The sequence below is a fragment of the Streptomyces monticola genome, from assembly GCF_042665355.1.
Classification (GTDB): domain Bacteria; phylum Actinomycetota; class Actinomycetes; order Streptomycetales; family Streptomycetaceae; genus Streptomyces; species Streptomyces monticola.
Genome location: NZ_JBHTCF010000005.1, coordinates 444,015 through 463,559, shown reverse-complemented (window position 1 = coordinate 463,559; position 19,545 = coordinate 444,015). Strand labels below are relative to the sequence as shown.

21 protein-coding genes are annotated in these 19,545 nt (G+C 70.7%); 10 read left to right on the top strand and 11 right to left on the bottom strand.

The features are described 5' to 3' along the window. Positions 1 to 93 precede the first annotated feature (93 nt). A complete protein-coding gene (locus ACFQVC_RS15680; RefSeq protein WP_381831073.1) occupies positions 94 to 1,524 on the top strand; it encodes an MFS transporter in 1,431 nt (476 codons plus the stop codon). 176 nt (positions 1,525 to 1,700) lie between these two features. On the opposite strand, the gene ACFQVC_RS15675 is transcribed toward ACFQVC_RS15680, so the two are convergent. Both ACFQVC_RS15675 and ACFQVC_RS15670 read right to left on the bottom strand, forming a co-directional pair. Further along, positions 1,701 to 1,907: a DUF6243 family protein gene (locus tag ACFQVC_RS15675; protein ID WP_381830994.1), complete on the bottom strand. Its 207-nt coding sequence runs from the start codon at positions 1,905 to 1,907 to the stop codon at positions 1,701 to 1,703. A 157-nt stretch (positions 1,908 to 2,064) separates the two neighbouring features. Next, complete coding sequence (locus tag ACFQVC_RS15670; RefSeq protein ID WP_381830993.1) at positions 2,065 to 3,069, bottom strand: aldo/keto reductase; 1,005 nt, start codon at positions 3,067 to 3,069, stop codon at positions 2,065 to 2,067. 140 nt (positions 3,070 to 3,209) lie between these two features. Between ACFQVC_RS15670 and ACFQVC_RS15665 the strand changes: the two genes are divergently transcribed. Then, a complete protein-coding gene (locus ACFQVC_RS15665) occupies positions 3,210 to 3,797 on the top strand; it encodes a TetR family transcriptional regulator (RefSeq protein ID WP_381830992.1) in 588 nt (195 codons plus the stop codon). Between the two features lie 25 nt (positions 3,798 to 3,822). Here the strand turns inward: ACFQVC_RS15665 and ACFQVC_RS15660 are convergent, their stop codons facing one another. From ACFQVC_RS15660 to ACFQVC_RS15650, 3 genes are all read right to left on the bottom strand, one after another. Beyond that, the gene (locus ACFQVC_RS15660; protein WP_381830991.1) at positions 3,823 to 4,029 is read right to left on the bottom strand and encodes a hypothetical protein; all 207 of its coding nucleotides are present in this window, start codon (positions 4,027 to 4,029) and stop codon (positions 3,823 to 3,825) included. Positions 4,030 to 4,145: 116 nt separating this feature from the next. After that, entirely contained in the window at positions 4,146 to 5,018 is an 873-nt protein-coding gene (locus ACFQVC_RS15655; RefSeq protein ID WP_381831072.1) for a DUF4394 domain-containing protein, read from the bottom strand. A 277-nt stretch (positions 5,019 to 5,295) separates the two neighbouring features. Next, positions 5,296 to 6,675, bottom strand: a complete 1,380-nt coding sequence (locus ACFQVC_RS15650) for a glycine--tRNA ligase (protein WP_381830990.1) — start codon at positions 6,673 to 6,675, stop codon at positions 5,296 to 5,298. Between the two features lie 153 nt (positions 6,676 to 6,828). On the opposite strand from ACFQVC_RS15650, the gene ACFQVC_RS15645 reads away from it, so the two are divergent. The 4 genes from ACFQVC_RS15645 (at position 6,829) to ACFQVC_RS15630 (ending at position 10,080) form a co-directional block, all read left to right on the top strand. Then, complete coding sequence (locus tag ACFQVC_RS15645) at positions 6,829 to 7,818, top strand: metal ABC transporter substrate-binding protein (protein WP_381830989.1); 990 nt, start codon at positions 6,829 to 6,831, stop codon at positions 7,816 to 7,818. Between the two features lie 71 nt (positions 7,819 to 7,889). Next, complete coding sequence (locus ACFQVC_RS15640; protein ID WP_381831071.1) at positions 7,890 to 8,672, top strand: metal ABC transporter ATP-binding protein; 783 nt, start codon at positions 7,890 to 7,892, stop codon at positions 8,670 to 8,672. Between the two features lie 2 nt (positions 8,673 to 8,674). Beyond that, positions 8,675 to 9,565: a metal ABC transporter permease gene (locus ACFQVC_RS15635; RefSeq protein WP_381831070.1), complete on the top strand. Its 891-nt coding sequence runs from the start codon at positions 8,675 to 8,677 to the stop codon at positions 9,563 to 9,565. 101 nt (positions 9,566 to 9,666) lie between these two features. After that, positions 9,667 to 10,080: a Fur family transcriptional regulator gene (locus ACFQVC_RS15630; RefSeq protein ID WP_381830988.1), complete on the top strand. Its 414-nt coding sequence runs from the start codon at positions 9,667 to 9,669 to the stop codon at positions 10,078 to 10,080. A gap of 92 nt (positions 10,081 to 10,172) precedes the next feature. Here the strand turns inward: ACFQVC_RS15630 and ACFQVC_RS15625 are convergent, their stop codons facing one another. From ACFQVC_RS15625 to ACFQVC_RS15610, 4 genes are all read right to left on the bottom strand, one after another. Beyond that, positions 10,173 to 11,012 (bottom strand): isoprenyl transferase, encoded by an 840-nt coding sequence (locus ACFQVC_RS15625; RefSeq protein ID WP_381830987.1) that lies wholly within the window; start codon positions 11,010 to 11,012, stop codon positions 10,173 to 10,175. Positions 11,013 to 11,111: 99 nt separating this feature from the next. After that, positions 11,112 to 11,861 (bottom strand): DNA repair protein RecO, encoded by a 750-nt coding sequence (gene recO, locus ACFQVC_RS15620; RefSeq protein WP_381830986.1) that lies wholly within the window; start codon positions 11,859 to 11,861, stop codon positions 11,112 to 11,114. Between the two features lie 77 nt (positions 11,862 to 11,938). Further along, positions 11,939 to 12,577 carry a DUF1266 domain-containing protein gene (locus ACFQVC_RS15615; protein ID WP_381830985.1) on the bottom strand — a complete coding sequence of 213 codons (639 nt, stop codon included), beginning with the start codon at positions 12,575 to 12,577 and terminating at the stop codon, positions 11,939 to 11,941. 18 nt (positions 12,578 to 12,595) lie between these two features. Next, a complete protein-coding gene (locus tag ACFQVC_RS15610) occupies positions 12,596 to 14,488 on the bottom strand; it encodes a helix-turn-helix domain-containing protein (RefSeq protein WP_381830984.1) in 1,893 nt (630 codons plus the stop codon). A gap of 179 nt (positions 14,489 to 14,667) precedes the next feature. Here ACFQVC_RS15610 and ACFQVC_RS15605 point away from each other — a divergent pair, with 179 nt between their 5' ends. From ACFQVC_RS15605 to ACFQVC_RS15590, 4 genes are all read left to right on the top strand, one after another. Next, the gene (locus ACFQVC_RS15605) at positions 14,668 to 15,621 is read left to right on the top strand and encodes an ArsR/SmtB family transcription factor (protein WP_381830983.1); all 954 of its coding nucleotides are present in this window, start codon (positions 14,668 to 14,670) and stop codon (positions 15,619 to 15,621) included. Between the two features lie 32 nt (positions 15,622 to 15,653). Next, on the top strand, positions 15,654 to 15,989 hold the full coding sequence (locus tag ACFQVC_RS15600) for a hypothetical protein (RefSeq protein ID WP_381830982.1): 336 nt from the start codon (positions 15,654 to 15,656) through the stop codon (positions 15,987 to 15,989). Between the two features lie 110 nt (positions 15,990 to 16,099). Continuing rightward, positions 16,100 to 16,294, top strand: coding sequence for a hypothetical protein (locus tag ACFQVC_RS15595; protein WP_381830981.1), 195 nt, complete (start codon positions 16,100 to 16,102; stop codon positions 16,292 to 16,294). 3 nt (positions 16,295 to 16,297) lie between these two features. Next, positions 16,298 to 16,450, top strand: a complete 153-nt coding sequence (locus tag ACFQVC_RS15590; protein ID WP_381830980.1) for a hypothetical protein — start codon at positions 16,298 to 16,300, stop codon at positions 16,448 to 16,450. 277 nt (positions 16,451 to 16,727) lie between these two features. Here the strand turns inward: ACFQVC_RS15590 and ACFQVC_RS15585 are convergent, their stop codons facing one another. Then, positions 16,728 to 18,572 (bottom strand): beta-galactosidase, encoded by a 1,845-nt coding sequence (locus ACFQVC_RS15585; protein ID WP_381831069.1) that lies wholly within the window; start codon positions 18,570 to 18,572, stop codon positions 16,728 to 16,730. A gap of 92 nt (positions 18,573 to 18,664) precedes the next feature. Further along, positions 18,665 to 19,405 carry a FadR/GntR family transcriptional regulator gene (locus ACFQVC_RS15580; protein WP_381830979.1) on the bottom strand — a complete coding sequence of 247 codons (741 nt, stop codon included), beginning with the start codon at positions 19,403 to 19,405 and terminating at the stop codon, positions 18,665 to 18,667. Positions 19,406 to 19,545: the final 140 nt, after the last annotated feature.

The following is a 19,545-nucleotide window of genomic DNA, read 5'->3' as shown; positions in this document are numbered from 1 at the left end:
ACACTCTGGTACCAGGCTGCGGAGTCCGGGATCGTCGTTGCCGTGAGTGAAACGACCGTACGCACCACCTCCGCGTCCACCGACCTGTCCCCTGTGCCCGTGCCACCGGACGGCCACGGCTCAGTGCCCCGTACCGACCACGGCCCCGTGCTCGGTCCGCTCGGCCTCTTCACCGTGCTGCTCGGCGCGGCCCTGCCGATGATCGACTTCTTTATCGTCAATGTCGCGCTGCCCACCATCGGCCATGACCTGGCCGCGAGCCCCGCGGTCCTCGAACTGATCGTCGCGGGATACGGCGTCGCGTACGCCGTCCTGCTCGTCCTCGGCGGACGGCTCGGCGATCTCCTCGGCCGGCGCCGGCTGTTCCTGATCGGCCTGGCCGCCTTCGGCATCACCTCACTCGCCTGCGGCCTCGCCCCCGACGCCTGGACCCTGGTCGGAGCGCGGGTGGCACAGGGTGCCACGGCCGCCCTCATGCTGCCGCAGGTGCTCGCCACCATCCAGGCCGCTACGCAGGGCGCCCGCCGGGGCCGGGCCATGGGTCTGTACGGCGCCACCGGCGGTCTCGCCATGACCGCCGGGCAGATCCTCGGCGGCGTCCTCATCAGCGCCGACCTGGCCGGCACCGGCTGGCGGTCGATCTTCCTCGTCAATGTGCCGGTCGTGCTGCTCGGCCTCGTACTCGCCGTGCGTCATGTGCCGGAGAGCCGCAGCGAGCGGCCCGCGCCGGTCGACATCCCCGGCACCCTGCTGCTCGCGCTCGCCCTGATCACCCTCCTCGCCCCGCTCACGGAGGGCAGGGCGGCGGGCTGGCCGCTGTGGACCTGGCTGTCGCTCGCGGCGTTCCCCCTCGTCGCGGCCGCCTTCTGCCTCGTCGAGCGGCGCGCGGACCGGGCCGGGCGCACCCCGCTCGTCCCGCCGAGCCTGCTCCAACTGGTCAGTCTGCGCCGGGGACTCGGCATGATCGTGCCGTTCTCGGTCGGCTTCGGCGGCTTTATGTTCGTGATCGCGGTCGCCCTGCAGCAGGGTCTGCGCATGGGGCCGGTGAACGCCGGGCTCACCCTCGCGCCGATGGCCGTCGTGTTCTTCTTCGGCTCGCTGGCCGGGCCCCGGCTCATCCGGCGCTACGGCAGCCGGGTGGTCACCGCCGGCGGGGTGATCCAGGCCGTCGGTGTCGCCCTGGTGGGCCTGGCCGTGTGGCAGGGCTGGCCGGACACCGGGATCGCCGCGCTCGCCCCCGGCATCGCCGTCGCCGGACTCGGCCAGGCGTTCCAACTGCCGGTCCTGATGCGGATCGTGCTCTCCGACATCCCCGCGGACCGGGCCGGAGTGGGCGGCGGTGTCATGGTCACCACCCAGCAGTCCGCGCTCACCCTCGGTGTGGCCACCCTCGGCACGCTCTTCCTGGCCCTGACACCGGGCCTCGGGATGCGGGACGCCCTGCTGATCACGCTGCTCGCGCAGTTGGGGACGATCGTGCTGACGGCCGGTCTGAGTCTGCGGCTGCCGCGGCGCGTGGCGTAGCCCACGCGGGCGCCACGGGGGCGCCACCCGGTCGGACGCGGAAAGGCCCGCAACTCCTCAGCTTCCTGAGGGAGTTGCGGGCCTTCGTCGGCTGAGCACTTCGCAGGATCCGGCATGAGACCTGCGGGTGCGTCGTGGCTGGTCGCGCAGTTCCCCGCGCCCCTTTGGGGCTTGGGTTACTTGTCCTGCTCGGCCTTGTCCTGCTCCGCGGTGCCTTCGCCGCCGAGGGCGCGCTCGCGCATCTTGCGCAGCAGCTCCTGCTTCTGGTCGGCGGCGGCCCTGCGGTCGGCGGCGCCGTCCGCGGCCGCGCCCTGTGCGCTGTTGCGGTGCGGCTTCTTGCGCTGTCCGCCGACGCCGAGGAGGTTGTTACGGCTCTTGGCCATGGGTGATGCTCCCGTCACGGTGAAAGGGGTGTCGTCTTGCCACGGAGGGGCGGGCGCCGGGCCCGCGCGCTCTCACTCGTAGATCGGAAGCTGGAAGTACATGCGGTGAAGGTAGCCGAGGCGCGCCCTGCCGCGCACCTGAATATCCGTGTGCGCGTCAGTGCTCGCTGTCCAGGTGCGCCATCTGCGCCTGCGGGTAGCGCTCGCCGGCGGCGGCGCCGGCCGGTACGGCCTGCTCGATCGCCGCGAGTCCGGCCTCGTCGAACGTGACGTCCAGGGCGCCGAGCGCCTCGGTGAGCCGCTCGCGGGTGCGGGCGCCGACCAGCGGCACGATGTCCTCGCCACGGGAAAGCACCCAGGCGATGGCGGTCTGCGCGACCGAGACGCCCCGGTCGTCGGCGATCTTCCGCAGGGCGTCGGCAAGGTCGAGGTTGCGCTGCAGGTTCTCCCCCTGGAAGCGCGGGCTCATCCCACGGAAGTCGCCCGCGGCGAGCTGCCGGTCACGGCTGAAGTTGCCGCTGATCAGTCCGCGCGAGAGCACGCCGTACGCGGTGATCCCGATGCCGAGTTCACGGGCGGTGGGCAGGATCTCCTGCTCGATGCCGCGCGAGAGCAGCGAGTACTCGATCTGCAGATCCGCGATCGGCGCGACGGCCGCCGCCCGGCGCAGCGTCTGCGCGCCGACCTCGGAGAGACCGATGTGGCGTACGTGTCCGGCCTCGACCAGTTCGGCGATGGCGCCGACGGTCTCCTCGATCGGTACGTCCGGGTCGACGCGCGCGATCCGGTAGATGTCGATGTGGTCGGTGCCCAGGCGCTGCAGCGAGTACGCGGCGAAGTTCTTGACCGCGTTCGGCCGGCCGTCGTATCCGGTGAAGCCGCCTTCGACGGTGCGAAGGGCGCCGAACTTGACGCTGGTGAGCGCTCGTTCGCGGGCCTCGGGGGCGGCGGTGCGCAGCGCTTCGTTGATCAGTAGCTCGTTGTGGCCCATGCCGTAGAAATCGCCGGTGTCGAGCAGGGTGACACCGGCGTCGAGGGCGGCGTGGATGGTGGCGAGGGACTCGGCCCGGTCGGCCTCGCCGTACAGCGCGGACATGCCCATGCAGCCGAGGCCGAGGGCCGAGACCTGGGGGCCGGTGCTGCCGAGGGTGCGGGTGCGCATGGTGGCTCCTTGGGAGAGGGGGGTGCTTCCACCATGACACGGGTACTGACAGATTTCAATTTCTGTCATCTGTTATCTGTCAGTCGTCAGCTGTCAGTCGTGGCTCGTTCCCGGCATCCGCTGCGGGTACCGTCGGTCCCATGCCACCCACCGCCGCACCCCTGACCGCCGAGCGCATCCTCGAAGCCACCGAGGACGTGCTGCGCCGCCATGGCCCCGCGAAGGCGACCGTCGTCGACGTGGCCCGCGAGCTCGGCGTCAGCCACGGCAGCGTCTACCGGCACTTCCGTACGAAGGCCGCGCTGCGGGAAGCGGTGATCAAGCGCTGGCTCGGCCGGACGACCGAGACCCTGGCCGGGGTCGTCGAAGGGACGGGCCCCGCGCCGGAGAAGCTGCGCGGCTGGCTGGCGGCGCTGTTCGAGGCGAAGCGCCACAAGGCGGGCGACGACCCACAGCTGTTCGCCACGTACTCGGTGCTTGTCGGCGAGACCAGTGACCAGGTGGACCAGCACATCGCCATCCTGGTCGGCCAGCTCGCCGTGATCCTCGAAGAGGGCGTGCGCGCCGGGGAGTTCGCGCCCTGTGACATCGCGGGGCGGGCCCGCGCGGTCCTCGACGCCACCGGCCGCTTCCACGATCCGTACTACGCCGGGCAGTGGTCGAGGCCCGGCATCGACCAGGACTTCACCGAGGTCTGCGACCTGGTGCTGCGCGGCCTGCGCCCCTGAGCCGCCACTCCGCGGGAGCGGCGGCTCAGGGGGTCGCCGGGTCGACCGTCGCCTGATGGGCCTCGGCCAGGTGCTCCTCGGCCTTCAGCCAGGGCAGGAACTGTGCGCTCCGGCGCCAGTCGCAGGTTTCGCAGGCCAGGGCGCGCTGCACCCCGGACTTGGTGACGCGGACGGTGTGTTCGCGACCGTGCTGGTCCCAGCGGCTGACCTTGCTGGTGGTCATGGACGGCATCCGTGCCTCCTGGCACTTGCGGCACTCCTGTTGATCTGCGTGCGCCCAGTGTGCAGCACGACCAATATCAACAGGGTTACGTTGCCAGGTTGTTGCCGTCAGGCCCCGCGCCCTCCTCAGTCCTGGTTCAACGGCAGTGCCAGGTCGGTGACTTGACGGCCCTCAGGGAAGGCGCCGAGCGAAGTCGCCTTGCCCGTCAGCAAGTTGATACGGAACAGGCGGTTCTGCGTGGTGGCGAACGCCGTGTTGGAGCCGTCGGCGGACGAGCTGAGGATGTCGAGGCCCGAGTCGGCGGCGGCGTCCGTGCCGAGCTTGCCGGTGGGCGCGAGACTGCCGTTGTTGGCGGGTGACTGGACGGAGATCTGGTCGAGGGCCGAGTCGAGGTCGAAGAGCGTGGTACCGGTGGCCGCGTCGAGGTCGTTGTTGGTGTACGCGGCCGCGGTCACGCCGAGTGCGGTGGCCCCGGGCGCGGGCGGCACCGGAGGGTTGGTGAGGGTGCCGTCGACGGCGGTGGTGCCGGCCGCCGGGGCGCCGTTCGGGTCGTCGAGGTTGTGGCGGAGGTTCTGGCCGGTGTCGCTGATGACCCGGAGCCGGTTGGCGGCCGGGTTGAAGTCGACGCCGAAGTTCTGGCCCTGGAGCGCGACGGTCAGCTGGGAGACCTTGGTGGCGCGGGCGCCCTGTTCGCGCAGGATGTAGATGCCGCCGAGGTCGCCGACCCCGTACAACGTGTTGTTCTGTACGCGGTAGTCGATGCCGATGAGCTTCTGGTCGCCCTTGAGCCCGGTCAGCGCACCGAGGCCGGAGGTGCGTGCGGGGCGGTCGGTGCGGAAGGAGACCAGGCTCCGGCCGTCTGCGGTGAGGCCGATGGCCTTGGCCGCGCGGTCGCCGGCCGCCCCGGCCCCGCCACTCGCTCCCGCGCCCGCAACGCCCCCGGCCGCACTGCCTGTTGCTGTCTTGATGGTGGCGTCGGCCCGCTCAGGACCGGCCATCGCCGTGGCGGCGCAGACGGTGCCCGCCGCCACGGCGAGGGTGACGACGCCGACGACTGTCTTCTTGTGCATGGATGCCCCCGTGAGGATGAGAGCGGCCCGCCCCCTGCGGGCCGTCCCGGGTTGTTCGCCGTGGGGCGCCGGATGGATTGGCCGTGACTGCCCGGACTCGTCGGCAGGTGCGGGAAGACACCGAAGGCGCCGAGCCCGCAGCACAGCGGGCCGGCGCCTTCGCGCGCGCGGTAAGCGGTAAGAAGAACCGCGCGACAAGAAGAACTCAGCAGCCGATCAGGCGCGAAGCCAGGTACCCCTCGATCTGGTCGAGCGACACCCGCTCCTGCTTCATCGTGTCGCGCTCCCGCACCGTCACCGCGTTGTCCTCGAGCGTGTCGAAGTCGACCGTGACACAGAACGGCGTACCGATCTCGTCCTGGCGGCGGTAGCGCTTGCCGATCGCACCGGCGTCGTCGAACTCGATGTTCCAGTGCTGGCGCAGGGCCGTCGCGAGGCCCTTGGCCTTCGGCGACAGGTCGGGGTTGCGGGACAGCGGCAGGACCGCGACCTTGACCGGGGAGAGCCGCGGGTCGAGGCGCATCACGACGCGCTTCTCCATCTTGCCCTTGGCGTTGGGCGCCTCGTCCTCCGCGTACGCGTCGAGCATGAAGGCCAGCATCGCGCGGCCGACACCGGCCGCGGGCTCGATGACGTACGGCGTCCAGCGCTCGCCGCCCTCCTGGTCGAAGTAGGAGAGGTCCTTGCCGGAGGCCTTGGCGTGCGAGGACAGGTCGTAGTCCGTGCGGTTGGCGACGCCTTCCAGCTCACCCCACTCGGAGCCGCCGAACTGGAAGCGGTACTCGATGTCCGCGGTGCGCTTGGAGTAGTGGGAGAGCTTCTCCTGCGGGTGCTCGAACCACCGCATGTTCTCCTCGCGCAGACCGAGGCCGGTGTACCAGTTCCAGCGCTGCTCCATCCAGTATTCCTGCCACTTCTCGTCCTCACCCGGCTTGACGAAGAACTCCATCTCCATCTGCTCGAACTCACGGGTGCGGAAGATGAAGTTGCCCGGAGTGATCTCGTTCCGGAAGGACTTGCCCATCTGCGCGATGCCGAAGGGCGGCTTACGGCGCGAAGTCTGCTGGACCTGGGCGAAGTTGGTGAAGATGCCCTGCGCGGTCTCGGGGCGCAGATAGGCGACCGAGCCGCTGTCCTGGGTCGGGCCGAGGTGCGTGGAGAGCAGGCCGGAGAACTGCTTGGGCTCGGTGAACTGGCCCTTGTTGCCGCAGTTGGGGCAGTTCACCTCGGCGAGCGACTCGGGGGCGCGGTTGTGCTTGGCCTCGAACGCCTCCTCCAAGTGGTCCGCACGGAACCGCTTGTGGCAGGCGGTGCACTCGGTGAGCGGGTCGGTGAAGGTGGCGACGTGTCCGGAGGCGACCCAGACCTCGCTGGCGAGGATCACCGACGAGTCGATACCGACGACGTCCTCACGCGAGGTGACCATGTAGCGCCACCACTGGCGCTTGAGGTTCTCCTTGAGCTCGACGCCCAGCGGTCCGTAGTCCCAGGCGGCACGCTGACCGCCGTAGATCTCACTACAGGGGTATACGAAGCCACGGCGCTTGCTCAGGCTGACGATGGTGTCGATCTTGTCGGCGGCCACGGTGCTCTCTTCATTACGACGGACGGCAGCGAATGCTTCAGGTTACCGGCGGCGCCCACCCCCGGATCAAATCGGTTCCCCGGCCGCTATCCCGCTCTGTACCGACCTGACCTTTGTTGACAATCGTTTCCATCTTTGATGAAAATGACTGTCATGAACGTACGACGCCGCCTCATACCCGCCTCCGCCGCCGCCGGCGCCGCCGCTCTCGGCCTGATCACCCTGTCCGCCTGCGGGAACTCCAGCGCTTCCGACGGCAAGGACGGCGGCAAGCTCGGCGTCGTGGCGTCGTTCTACCCGATGCAGTTCCTCGCCGAGCAGATCGGCGGCGAGCACGTCAGTGTCGACGCCCTGACGAAGCCGGGAGTCGAGCCGCACGACCTGGAGCTCAAGCCCCAGCAGATCGCCGAGCTCGGTGAATCCGACATGATCCTCTACCTCGGCGGAATGCAGCCCGCCGTGGACGAGGCCGTCAAGCAGTCCTCCGTCAAGAACAAGGTCGACGCGGCCTCCCTGACCGATCTGAACCTCAAGTCCAGCGGTGACGGCCACGACCACGGCCACGGTGACGAGCACGGTCACGAGGAAGAGCACGGCCACGAGGAAGAGGCCGCGGGCGAGGCCACCGACCCGCACTTCTGGCTCGACCCGGTGAAGTACGCCGAGGCCGCCAAGGGCGTGGGCAAGGCCCTGGAGAAGGCCGACCCGGACCACGCCGCGGACTACAAGAAGAACACCGGCGAGCTGGTGAAGAGGCTCGAAGGCCTGAACACCGACTTCGCGGACTCCCTCAAGGACTCCAAGACGAAGACCTTCATCACCACGCACGCCGCCTTCGGCTACCTCGCCGCGCGCTACGACCTCGACCAGGAGGGCATCTCCGGTATCGACCCCAAGGCCGAGCCGAGCCCCGCGCGCATGAAGCAGCTCCAGGAGGTCGCGAAGGAGGAGAACGTCTCCACCGTCTTCTTCGAGACCCTCGCCAGCGACAAGACCGCGAAGACCCTCGCGCAGGACACCGGCCTCAAGACCGACGTCCTGGACCCGCTGGAGGGAATCACGGACAAGTCCAAGGGCACTGACTACATCGAGGTCATGCACTCCAACCTGGACGCCCTGAAGAAGGCGCTCGGCGCGAAGTGACATCCGTAACACCGGAAGCGCCGGAAGTGCCGGGAGCGCCGGAAGCACCATCCGCATGGGAGGCACCAGTGATGAAGGACTCCGCGGGCCAGAAGCCCGTCATATCCCTCACGGGCGCCACCGCGTCCCTCGGCTCGCGCCCCGTGCTGCGCGGCGTCGACCTCACCGTGCGCCGCGGTGAGGTCGTCGCCCTGCTCGGCGCCAACGGCTCGGGCAAGTCCACCGCCGTGCGCGCCGTCGTCGGTCAAGTCCCGCTCAGCGGCGGCTCCCTGGAGCTGTTCGGCACCCCGCAGCGGCGCTTCAAGGACTGGTCGAAGATCGGATACGTGCCGCAGCGCACCACCGCCGCATCCGGTGTCCCGGCGACCGTCCGCGAGGTCGTCTCCTCGGGCCGGCTCGCCCGTACGAAGCTGGGCCTGCCCGGCAAGGGCGACCGCGCCGCCGTACGCCGCGCCCTGGCCCTCATCGGCATGGAGGACCGCATCAAGGACTCCGTGGGCGCCCTCTCCGGCGGCCAGCAGCAGCGCGTCCTGATCGCCCGCGCCCTGGCCGCCGAACCCGAGCTGCTGATCATGGACGAGCCGATGGCCGGGGTCGACCTGGCCAACCAGGAGGTGCTCGCGGGCGCCCTGCGCGAGCAGGTCGCGGCGGGTGTCTCCGTCCTGCTCGTCCTGCATGAACTCGGGCCCCTTGAACCGCTGATCGACCGCGCCGTGGTGCTGCGCGACGGCTGCGTCGTGCACGACGGGCCGCCCCCGCAGGCCGTCGGCCAGCACGCCCTGCCCGGCCACGACCACGTACACCCGCACACGGCGCACGACGCCGAGCCGATCCGGACGGGGCTGCTGACCTGATGCTGGAGATCCTGAACTACGACTTCATGCAGCGGGCCCTGATCGCGGCGACCCTGGTCGGCATCACCGCGCCCGCCATCGGCACCTATCTCGTACAGCGCCGTCAGGCGATCATGGGCGACGGTATCGGCCATGTCGCCATGACCGGTGTGGCGCTCGGCTTCCTCATGAACACCAGCCCGGTGTGGATGGCGACGCTCGTCGCGATCCTCGGCGCCGTCGGTATGGAGATCGTCCGCTCCCGCGGCCGCACCAGCGGCGATGTGGCGCTCGCGATGCTCTTCTACGGCGGCATGGCCGGCGGCGTCATGATCATCAACCTCTCCCCCGGCAACTCGACGGCCAGCTTCAACACCTATCTCTTCGGCTCGATCACCACGGTCTCGCCGGAGGACGTGACGGCCATCTGCATCCTCGCGGCCTTTGTGATCGCCATCACCCTCGGCCTGCGACGCCAGCTCTTCGCGGTCTGCCAGGACGAGGAGTTCGCGCGGGTCACGGGTCTTCCGGTGCGGCTGCTCAATCTGCTGATCGCGGTCACCGCCGCCGTGACCGTGACGGTCGCGATGCGGATCGTCGGCCTGCTCCTGGTCAGCGCGATGATGGCGATCCCGGTCGCGGCGGCCCAGCGGGTCACCCGCGGCTTCGTGACCACACTCGCCCTCGCGATGACCATCGGGGTCACGGTCTCGCTGACCGGCACGGCCGCCACGTACTACGTCGACGCGCCGTCCGGTGCCGCGATCGTGCTCCTCGCCGTCGCCGTCTTCCTGGTGCTCGCACTGCTCGCCGCACCGCTGGCCAGGCGCAGGGCCCGGGGCACGGCCGCAGCGGAGGCCGCCGAGTGCACCCTGCCGCCGGCCCGCAGGACGGTGGACGACGTCAAGGTCTGAGGCGGTACACCTGCCACAGCCGACCCAGGTCACGTAAGGCATGCCTTACGTGCCGGGCCAACCTGGCACAATGGCCCGGCAGCAGACGTGAGGAGGTACCAGTGACAGCGCCCGTACGCGGCCGGTCGACCCGGCAGCGCGCAGCCGTGGCGGCTGCCCTGGACGAGGTGGACGAGTTCCGCAGCGCCCAGGAGCTCCACGACATGCTCAAGCACAAGGGCGACTCGGTCGGTCTGACCACCGTGTACCGCACCCTGCAGTCCCTCGCCGACGCCGGCGAGGTCGATGTGCTGCGGACCGGCGACGGCGAATCCGTCTACCGCCGCTGCTCCACCGGCGAGCACCACCACCACCTGGTGTGCCGCGTCTGCGGCAAGGCCGTCGAAGTCGAGGGCCCCGCGGTGGAGAAGTGGGCCGAGGCCATCGCGGCGGAACACGGCTATGTGAACGTGGCGCACACGGTGGAGATCTTCGGCACCTGCGCGGAGTGCGCGGCGGCGGGGAAGTCCTCCTAGGCACCTGGGCATCAGCCCGGGCGAAAGAGAAGGCCTGGAGCCCGAGCCGCCGTGCGGGGCGCCGCGCGCCCCGCACGGCCGGCCACCGGGTGTCAGCTGCCGGTGGGGCGGCCTTCCATCGCTTCCAGTTCCTCGTTGGGGATCGCACCGCCGAAGCGGCGGTCCCTGGAGGCGTATTCGAGGCAGGCCCGCCACAGGTCACGACGGTCGAAGTCGGGCCACAGGACGTCCTGGAACACCATCTCCGCGTAAGCGCTCTGCCAGAGCAGGTAGTTGGAGGTGCGCTGCTCGCCGCTGGGCCGCAGGAACAGGTCGACGTCCGGCATGTCCGGGTAGTACAGATACTTCGCGAAGGTCTTCTCGTTCACCTTCGACGGGTCGAGGCGGCCCGAGCGGACATCTTCCGCCAGGGCCTGCGCCGCGTCCGCGATCTCGGCCCGGCCGCCGTAGTTCATGCAGAAGTACAGCGTCAGACGGTCGTTGTCCTTGGTCTGCTCCTGGGCGATCTGGAGTTCCTTCGCCACCGACTTCCACAGCTTGGGCATCCGGCCCACCCAGCGCACCCGGACGCCGAGTTCATCGAGCTGGTCGCGGCTCTTGCGGATGAAGTCGCGGTTGAAGTTCATCAGGAAGCGCACCTCGTCCGGTGAGCGCTTCCAGTTCTCGGTGGAGAAGGCGTAGAGCGAGATGGCCTTGACGCCGATCTCGATCGAGCCCTGCAGGACGTCGAGGACGCGTTCGGCGCCGACCTTGTGCCCCTCGGTGCGCGGCAGACCGCGCTCCTTGGCCCAGCGGCCGTTGCCGTCCATGACGACCGCCACGTGGCCCGGGACCAGCTCGCCGGGGAGCTTGGGCGGCCGTGCGCCCGAGGGGTGCGGCTCGGGCGTCCTGTAGTCGCGCCGTGCCCGTCCCAGAATCCCGCGTCGTGCCATGGGGTAACTCGCTCCCTAGGGGTCGTTCTCAGGTCTTCCGCATGCTCAGGTCGTCCGCATGCGCAGGTCTTGCACCCGGCCCAGGTCCTGCACCCCGGCTCAGGTCTTCTCCACGTAGCGCAGGGAACGCAGTCCGCGCTCCAAGTGCCAGTGCAGATACGCCGACACGAGTCCGCTGCCCTCCCTGACATGCCGCGCCTCACACGCGTCGGCCGTCGCCCAGTCACCGGTGAGCAGGGCCCCGAGCAGGGCGATGGCCTCCGCAGAGGGTACGACGCTTCCGGGCACCCGGCACTCCCCGCAGACCACGCCTCCGGCGGCGACGGAGAAGAACCGGTTGGGGCCCGGCATACCGCACTTGGCGCAGTTCACAAAGCTGGGCGCATAGCCGTTCACGGCGAGTGAGCGCAGCAGGAACGCGTCCAGGACGAGGTGCGGGGCGTGCTCGCCGCGGGCCAGGGTCCGAAGCCCGCCGACCAGGAGCAGATACTGCTGCACGGCCGGTTCGCCCTCGTGGTCCGTGAACCGCTCGGCGGTCTCCAGCATCGCCGTGCCGGCGGTGTAGCGCGCGTAGTCACTCACGATTCCGCCACCGTATGCGGCGATGGTCTCACTCTGTGTGCACAACGGGAGCCCGCGACCGATCAGTTCGCTGCCGCGCGCGAAGAACTGCACGTCGACATGCGAGAACGGTTCGAGCCTGGCGCCGAACTTGGACTTGGTGCGGCGCACTCCGCGGGCCACGGCCCGCACCCGCCCGTGCCCGCGGGTGAGCAGCGTGATGATGCGGTCGGCCTCGCCCAGCTTCTGGGTGCGCAGGACGATCCCATCGTCACGGAAAAGGCTCATGGGGCCATTCTCGCGCACGGCGCCGTGCCCCAGGGACTCACCCGTGAAGTACGCGGGCGGGGATGAGCGGGTCGGCGTCAGCGCGGGCGGTCCGGGCCGCTGATCGCCTCGTAGGGCGCCATGGCCCACGGGCTGGCGGCGTTCGACGGGTCGAGGAGGCGGCGCAGATGGGCGTCCGACGCCGCCTGCGGGGCCGGGAAGTCCTCGTACTCGGTGCCGCGCAGCAGCTCCGTCCAGACCTTGCGGCCCAGGAGGAAGTCCTCTGCGTACGCGTGCCAGGAGCCGTACGTCCGGGCCACCGCGGGCACGATGTCCTTGAGCGCGGTCCAGGCCTCGGTCTCCGTGACGAGACCGGCCGCGAAGCCACGGCGCGTGATGTCGGCGTACAGAGCGGTGTCCCAGGCGAGCGGCGAGATGCCGTACCGCTGCCGGGCGCGGGCGCGGTAGCCGCTGTGCGCCAGCTCACGCAGGCGCGGCAGCAGTGCGGCCCGCGAGGTGATCTCCCACTGCTCGGCCAGCCACCGCCGCGCCTTGTCGTCGTCGATGCGCGTGAACGGGTAGAGGGTCGTCCGCGAGGCGTCCTTGTCGCGGTTCACGGGCGCGCTCAGGGACACCATCCAGAGCTGGTGCATGGTGAGGGGTACGGGGTACTTGCGCTCGGTACGCGGCTTTCTCCAGCTCCCTGCCGTGGTCCGGATCGAGGTCCATATCGCCATGGGCCCGCACCCTACGTCTCACTCCGTTCCGTACTCCACGAGCACCGGCGACTCCCCGTACTCCACCCGCTGGCCCGGCCGTACCCGTTCGCTGCCGCCGTCCATGCGGTGCAGCTGCCGGGCCTTCGCGTCGAGCTCGGCGCTCGCCCTGCCCTGCCGGGCCCAGCGGACGGCCAGCCAGGAACGCACCGTTCCGGGTTCGCCGTCGCCGCGCTGGAACCGGCATTCGTAGACGTGCTCGGGCAGCCCGACGCGGGTCCCGAAGCCGCAGGAAGTGATCCTGGCGTCCGCCAGCCAGCTCTGCAGCCTGCCGATGCGTCTGCCCGCCTCCGTGGGGGCGCCGCCGACGGGCTGCACGACCAGCGGTACACCGGTGCTGCCCCAGCTGTAGAAGTACATCCGGTCCAGCTTCGCCTTGCGGCTGAACAGGCCCGCCAGGTAGAAGCGCACGGCGTAGTCCTCGGCGCGGCGGGCGCCGAGCTGGGGCCTGGTGACGATGTCCTTGCCGGGGCCCGTGTTCCACAGGCGCAGGCCGATGCCTTCCACGTACAGGACGTCGTCCCGTACCTTCGCGGCGAGTTCGATGATCTCCTCGGGCGGCCCGTCGGCCCGCCGTGGATGCAGCTTGAGCGCGGCGGCGTCGCAGTACTTGTACGCGCCCGTGCGGGCGAACTCCCTGAGCAGGTCCTGGCCGTGGCGCTCCCACAGCCTGCCGAAGGAGGGGCAGGCCACCACCGCATCGGGGTCGGCGCCGCGGATGATGCGCGAGGCCCTGCGCACCATCGCGGCCAGGGTGCGCATATCGCCCGAGTAGTGCGAGGTGGCACCGACGTTGTCCCAGAGTTCGTACGCGCCGATCCGGTCGCGGTAGCGGGTGGCGACCTTCTTGACGAAGCGGTCCCAGTCGCCGAGGTCGTCCGGAGGCGCGGTACGGGTGTCGTCGCCGTAGAGGGTGTGTTCGCTGTCGGGGGCGGCCCAGCCGGGGGTGCCGCCGAAGGTGAACAGGACGGGCAGACCGGCCCGTTCGGCGCCCTTCACCATCCGTTCGAGCACCGACCAGTCCAGCTCGCCCTTCTCCGGCTCCATCTGGCCCCAGCGGGTCTCGCCGTCCCACAGGCGGATGCCGCTGACCTTGAAGTCGGGCATCTGGCCGGTGTCGGTGTTCATCGTCACGCCGAAGAACTCACCGTCGATGCGCTGGGGCGCCATGCTCCACTCCGGGCCCCGCACCTGCTGGCGTGCCGACTCCGCGCCGCCCGTGGCGGGGGAATCCAGGAGCGGCCCGAACGCGGCGTAGCCGATGACGCCACCGGCGCAGAGCAGGGCCGTGATCATGAGCAGATGCGGCCGTAGCCGGGCGGCCAGGGACGGCCGGCGCAAACGCGTCAACCAGCTTCTGGGGGGCGGGGGTTCGGGGGTACTGGGCGCGGTGGCGGGCGAGGTGACTGCGGGCGTGCCGGCCGCGGCCGGGGCGACGGCCCGCCCGCCCTCGTCCCGCGCCGCCGCGGCGTCCACGGCCTCGCCCTCCGCCGCCGCGGCGTCCACGGCCTCGCCCTCCGCCGCCGCGGCGTCCACGGCCTCGCCCTTCGCCGCCGCGGCGTCCACAGCCCCGTCCCGCACCTCCGCGGCGTCCGCATCCTCGCCCTGCGCCGCCCCGGCGTCCACGGCCTCGGCCTGTGCCGCCGCGCGCACCCAGGCCGGATAGAGGCCGTTCAGCTCCTCCTGGCCCGCGCCGCACACCCGCGCGATCCGCTCGACGGTGCCGAAGCTGCCGGGCACGGTCAGGCCCTGGCAGTACCGGTGCACCGAGGACCGGCTGAGCCCTGTGCGGCTCGCGATGGCGGTGTAGCTGCGGCCGCTGCGCTCCTTCAACTCCTGGAGCTGCTCGGCAAGTTGACGGTTGTCTGGCACCGTCCAACCACCCCCGTCCGTCCCACAGCGGCAGAAGATAGCAGGTCGGGCGGTTTCGGGCGTCCCAGCGTCCCAGCGGGACGCCCGCTTCTTGCCAGGGCATGCCGGTGCCGCGATGGTCATCCCTGTCGCCGCTCGGGGGATCGGCGACTGCACGAGAACAACGGGGGAACCACACCGTGCTGCGTATTCACTTCACCGCCGCGGACCTGGCCCGCACCCGGGTGTCCGACGGGGCCGATCCACTGTGGGAGACCGTCCTCAGCCTGCACCGTCTGCGGGACCGGCGGCCGGAACCCGCCCTCGCGGCCTGGCGGGGAACCACCCGGATCCGGAGCGGCCCACTGCGCGTCCTGCTGCCGCTCGTACCGCCCCGCGGCTACTTCCCTGACTTCCTCACGCCACCGGCCGCCGCGGCCGGGATGGAACACGGCCTGGAAGCCCTGATGTCCACGCCCCGCACCCGGCTGCGGTCCGAACTCACCGCCCTGGCGCACCGCAACGAGCTGCCCTCCTGGACCCGTTCCCTGGCGGACGGCGAGCCCGCGACGCTGCGTGCGCTCGCCCGCAGTCTGCGCGACTACCACCACACGGCGCTCGGTCCTGCCTGGCCGCACATCGGCCGCTGCACCCGGGCCGACCGTTCGCTGCGCCTGCACGCACTGTGGCAGGGCGGCGCGGAGGCGATGCTGCGGACCTACGGGCCCGATATCCGCTGGCGGGAGCCGGTACTCGAAGTCGCCTACCCGGTCGAGCGCGAACTGCGCCTGGAGGGGCGTGGGTTGCTGCTCGTGCCGTCGTACTTCTGCCGCAGCCCGGTGGCCCTGGCCGACGCGTCGCTGCCGCCGCTCCTGGTGTACCCGGCCCGCCGCGAAGTCCACCCGGAGCCCGGGTCCCGCCAGGACCAGCGCCTGGCGACGCTCATGGGGCACACCCGGGCCGCGGTCCTGCGGGCCCTCTCCGGTGACTGCACGACCAGCGAACTGGCGCGGCGGGCCGGCGTGTCACTGTCGTCGGCGAGCGAACACGCCGCCGTGCTGCGCGCCGCGGGCCTGGTGTCGAGCGTGCGGCACCGCAACTCCGTACGGCACTCGCTGACCCCGCTGGGCTCGGCGGTCCTGAACGCGGGCTGAGACCACAGGCCCTGGCGGTACGCTCATTTGCCATGACCACACGGGGTGAACAGGGGTCGGTGGAATACGAACAGGGCTCGGTGGAGGCGGTGTTGGCCCGGCTGCACAAAGCCAGGGCCGCGCGCAGAGGCACCATGATCGCGGCGCTGCTGCTCGCCGTGCTCGGACCGGCGGTGAGCTGGCTGCGCCTGGCCGGGGAGGTGGAACCCGGCGCGTGGGTGGCCTTCTGCGCCGCCTCCACCGTGGGCTGCCTCGCGGCAGCGGTACTCGCCCGGCGCGGCCGCACGAAGCGGGCCTTCGCCCTGGCCGTCGTCGGCGTGCTGCTGGTCGTCACGGGCGACGTCCTCGCGACGGCGTCCCTCGGCTGACCCGGAACCCCATGCCATCGCGATGTGCGGTTTGTCGCGTTCACCGCCTGCCCCTTCCGGCAGGCCGGTAGCGTACGAGACAGCAGTCCCGCACACCCCGGAGGCACTCAGTGAGCGCATTGTCCGACGGCCCCTGCGGCCCGTTGATCCCCATGCCCGAGCTGACGCCCGACGCTCTGCGTTCCGCCGTGGCCAAGATCGCAGCCAGCCGGGTGCCTGCGCTCACCCAGCACCTCTTCGAGGCGACGACGAACGCCCAGCAGTCGCAAAGCCTCGCCCCTCTGCGCGCTTTCGTCCACGCTTGAGGGGTGTTCGTCGCCGTCGAGCGGCACCCTCAGCGCGCGGCGCGGCTGCGAGAGCTGGAGCGTGTCGTCGACGCCGGTGAGCAGGGCCCGACGGAGGCCATGACAGAGATTCGTCGGATCCACGAAGCCGCAGAGGTCGAGGCCGGACTTCGGTGAGCTCCTGGAACTGGGACTACGACCCAAGCGCGGAATACATCACCGACGGCCTGCCCTTCGGCGTGGTGGCCGAGGTCGAGCGACCATCGCAGAGCTCGCCGCGCTCGGGCCGGACGCCGTCCGGATCGGCAGGCCGACCGACCGCGAAGGCGGGCTGCGGGAGTTCGACATCCTGGGCGGCCGCGGCTTCATCAGCTTCCTGCCAGTGCCACGCCACGAGTGCGTCTACATCTGCAATGTCACGTGGTACGGCTGACGGCCGAACCCTCCGCTCGCCTCAGTCCACGCTCACCGACCCGTCGCGCCCGTCGATACGGATGCGCAGGGGCCGGCCGTCCGCGGTGATCCGGGTGCGGACCTGGACGCCCTCGGGCAGATCCGGTTCCGGGGGTTCGATGCCGCACTCTGCGCGGACGCGGTCGAAGAGGGCGCGCATCGCGGCCGGGTCGGGGCGTGTGCCGAGGTACCAGGCCACGCCGTCGCCGTAGGTGTGCCGGGTCACCGAGGGGCCGCCGTCGGGGAAGGACGCCACCGCCTCCGCTCCCTCAAGGACGATCTCCTCGCGCCAGGAGCCGTCGGGCTGCGGGTCGAACTCCTCCACCCGCAGCCCGAGCAGGGACCGGAACGGCGCCGGGTAGCCGCCCAGGTGCACCCGGTCGTGGGCGTCCGTGATGCCGGAGAAGAAGGACATCAAGAGGGTGCCGCCGGCGGCGGTATACGCGCGCAGGCGGGCCGCCGTGTCCTCGTCCACCGAGTAGAGATTCGGGACCACCAGGAGCTTGTACGGGGACCAGTCGCCGTCCGTGGGGACCACGTCGCAGGCCACGGACGCGTCGTAGAGCGGCCGGTGGTGAGCCAGGGCCGTCTCAAGGAGGCGCAGATCCGCGCTGGGGTGGGCGTCGAGCTCCAGGGCCCACCAGTTCGGCCAGTCCAGGAGCAGGGCCGCATCGGCGCGCTCGGGCACCGAGCCCAACAGCTCGGGGCGGGCGGCCAGTTCGGCGCCCAGTTCGGTGACCTCCCGGAAGATCCGGGTCTCACGGCCGCCGTGCGGCACCATCGCCGAGTGGAACTTCTCCGCGCCGCCCCGCGACTGCCGCCACTGGAAGAACAGCACCGAGTCCGCGCCGTGTGCCACGGCCTGCCAGCTGCCGAGGCGCATTCCCCCGGAGGGCTTACGGCCGTTGCGAGTACGCCAGTTGACTGCGCTCGGCGCCTGCTCAAGCAGCAGCCAGGAGCGGCCGCCCTTCAGGCCGCGCATCACGTCGTACGAGAAGGCCGCCTCGTGCACCGATGCCGGGTCGTGCGGGTCCGGGTAGGAGTCGTAGGAGACGATGTCCGTCTCCCGGGCCCACTTGAAGAGGTCGAGGGTCTTGGCGACCGGCACGAAGTTGGTCGTCACCGGAATCTGGGGGGTGAGGTCGTCCAGGACCCGCTTCTCCGCCAGATAGCAGGCCAGGAGCTCGTCCGAGGAGAAGCGCAGATAGTCCAGCTGCTGTGCGGGGTTACGGAAGGACGGGGCCGCACGCGGCGTGTGGATCTCGTCCCACTGGCCGTAGCGCTGGGCCCAGAAGTCCGTGGACCAGGCCGAGTTGAGCGCGTCGAGGGTGCCGTAGCGCTCGCGCAGCCAGTCGCGGAAGGCCGCCGTGGAGATCTCGCAGTGGCAGTGCCGCGAGATGTGGCAGCCGTATTCGTTGCCTATGTGCCACAGCGCCAGTGCCGGATGGTCCGCGTACCGCTTCGCCAGCTGCTCGGCCAGGCGTACCGCGTACGAGCGGAAGACCGGGCTCGACGGGCACCAGTGCTGGCGGGAGCCCGGGTAGAGGCGCGTGCCGTCCGCGAGCACCGGCAGGGTCTCCGGGTGCAGGCGGGCCAGCCACGGCGGCGGCGAGGCCGTCATCGTGGCGAGGGAGACCGCGACGCCGGCCTCGGCGAGCCGGTCGAGGTGGCCGTCGAGCCAGCCGAACTCATAGACACCCGGGGCGGGTTCGGCCTGGGCCCAGGAGAAGATGCCGACGGTCGCGAGGTTCACGCCCGCCACGCGCATCAGCTCCATGTCCTCGGCGTGCACATCCGGGCCCCACTGCTCGGGGTTGTAGTCGCCGCCGTACGCGAGTGAGCGCAGCTTGCCGTAGAAGTGGCCGATGCGTTCGTCCGCGATGGGGCCGCGCCTGCCGCCTGTCCCGCCCTGTACCGCGAACTCGCTTTCTGTGTCCGTCACTTGACCCCCAGAGTCGCTTGTCCCGCCCGGGCCTCGATGCCCCGGAAGTGATCCGTCATCGCCGCCTGCGCACCCGCCACGTCCCGCGCCCGCAGCGCCGTGAGGATGTCGCGGTGCCGCTGTGCCGTGACCTTCGGCGCCGGGTCGCGATCCCAGCCGCGCACCCCCGCCACCCGGTGGAAGACGCTCCAGAACGCCGCGAGGAGCTGGGGCACGAGAGCGTTGCCGAGGGTTTCGTAGAGCGTTTCGTGGAACTCGCGGTCCAGGTCCGGGAAGGACTCGCCGGAGCGGGCGGCCTCTTCCATCCGGCCGACTATGGACTCGAGTTGGGCGAGTTCGGCGTCGGCGAGGCCGCCCGCGACCCGGCGGATCAGTCCCTCTTCGAGCACCTCCCGCACCTGGAGGATCTCGCCGAGCGCGGCGTGGTCGTCCGAGACCTGGGCCAGGGTGCGAAAGGTCAGACCGTCGATGAGCGGGGTCAGCGAGGCCTGCCCCACATAGGTGCCGTAGCCGTGTCTGATCTCGACGATGTCGAGGGCCTGCAGGGCCTTGAGCGCCTCGCGTACGGAGTTTCTGCTGACCCCGAGGCTCTCCATCAGCTCGGCCTCGGTGGGCAGCGGTGCGCCGGGGGGAAGTCTGCGGTCGAGGATCAACTGCATGACGTCACGCCGGATCTGTGTCCCCACGCGTCGTTCCCGGGCAGAGGGCACCCTTGAGTTCTTCGGCTCCTCGGACATGCGGCACAGCGTAAGGCCGATGGACATCCCACGTCCCACCTCGGGCAGAAAGTCCGTCCCTGCGCGATCTCTTGACCGCTCCCTGCGGCACTCCTATGGTCGCGCTACCTACAGACGTAGGACGTGGGATCTCTCAACCA

What these genes read in the sequence shown, in the direction of transcription:
- ACFQVC_RS15675 (WP_381830994.1), bottom strand. Translation starts at nt 1,907, where the DNA reads ATGGCCAAGAGCCGTAACAACCTCCTCGGCGTCGGCGGACAGCGCAAG.
- ACFQVC_RS15670 (WP_381830993.1), bottom strand. Translation starts at nt 3,069, where the DNA reads ATGCGCACCCGCACCCTCGGCAGCACCGGCCCCCAGGTCTCGGCCCTC.
- ACFQVC_RS15665 (WP_381830992.1), top strand. Translation starts at nt 3,210, where the DNA reads ATGCCACCCACCGCCGCACCCCTGACCGCCGAGCGCATCCTCGAAGCC.
- ACFQVC_RS15660 (WP_381830991.1), bottom strand. Translation starts at nt 4,029, where the DNA reads ATGCCGTCCATGACCACCAGCAAGGTCAGCCGCTGGGACCAGCACGGT.
- ACFQVC_RS15655 (WP_381831072.1), bottom strand. Translation starts at nt 5,018, where the DNA reads ATGGCCGGTCCTGAGCGGGCCGACGCCACCATCAAGACAGCAACAGGC.
- ACFQVC_RS15645 (WP_381830989.1), top strand. Translation starts at nt 6,829, where the DNA reads ATGAACGTACGACGCCGCCTCATACCCGCCTCCGCCGCCGCCGGCGCC.
- ACFQVC_RS15640 (WP_381831071.1), top strand. Translation starts at nt 7,890, where the DNA reads ATGAAGGACTCCGCGGGCCAGAAGCCCGTCATATCCCTCACGGGCGCC.
- ACFQVC_RS15625 (WP_381830987.1), bottom strand. Translation starts at nt 11,012, where the DNA reads ATGGCACGACGCGGGATTCTGGGACGGGCACGGCGCGACTACAGGACG.
- recO (WP_381830986.1), bottom strand. Translation starts at nt 11,861, where the DNA reads ATGAGCCTTTTCCGTGACGATGGGATCGTCCTGCGCACCCAGAAGCTG.
- ACFQVC_RS15615 (WP_381830985.1), bottom strand. Translation starts at nt 12,577, where the DNA reads ATGGCGATATGGACCTCGATCCGGACCACGGCAGGGAGCTGGAGAAAG.
- ACFQVC_RS15600 (WP_381830982.1), top strand. Translation starts at nt 15,654, where the DNA reads ATGACCACACGGGGTGAACAGGGGTCGGTGGAATACGAACAGGGCTCG.
- ACFQVC_RS15580 (WP_381830979.1), bottom strand. Translation starts at nt 19,405, where the DNA reads ATGTCCGAGGAGCCGAAGAACTCAAGGGTGCCCTCTGCCCGGGAACGA.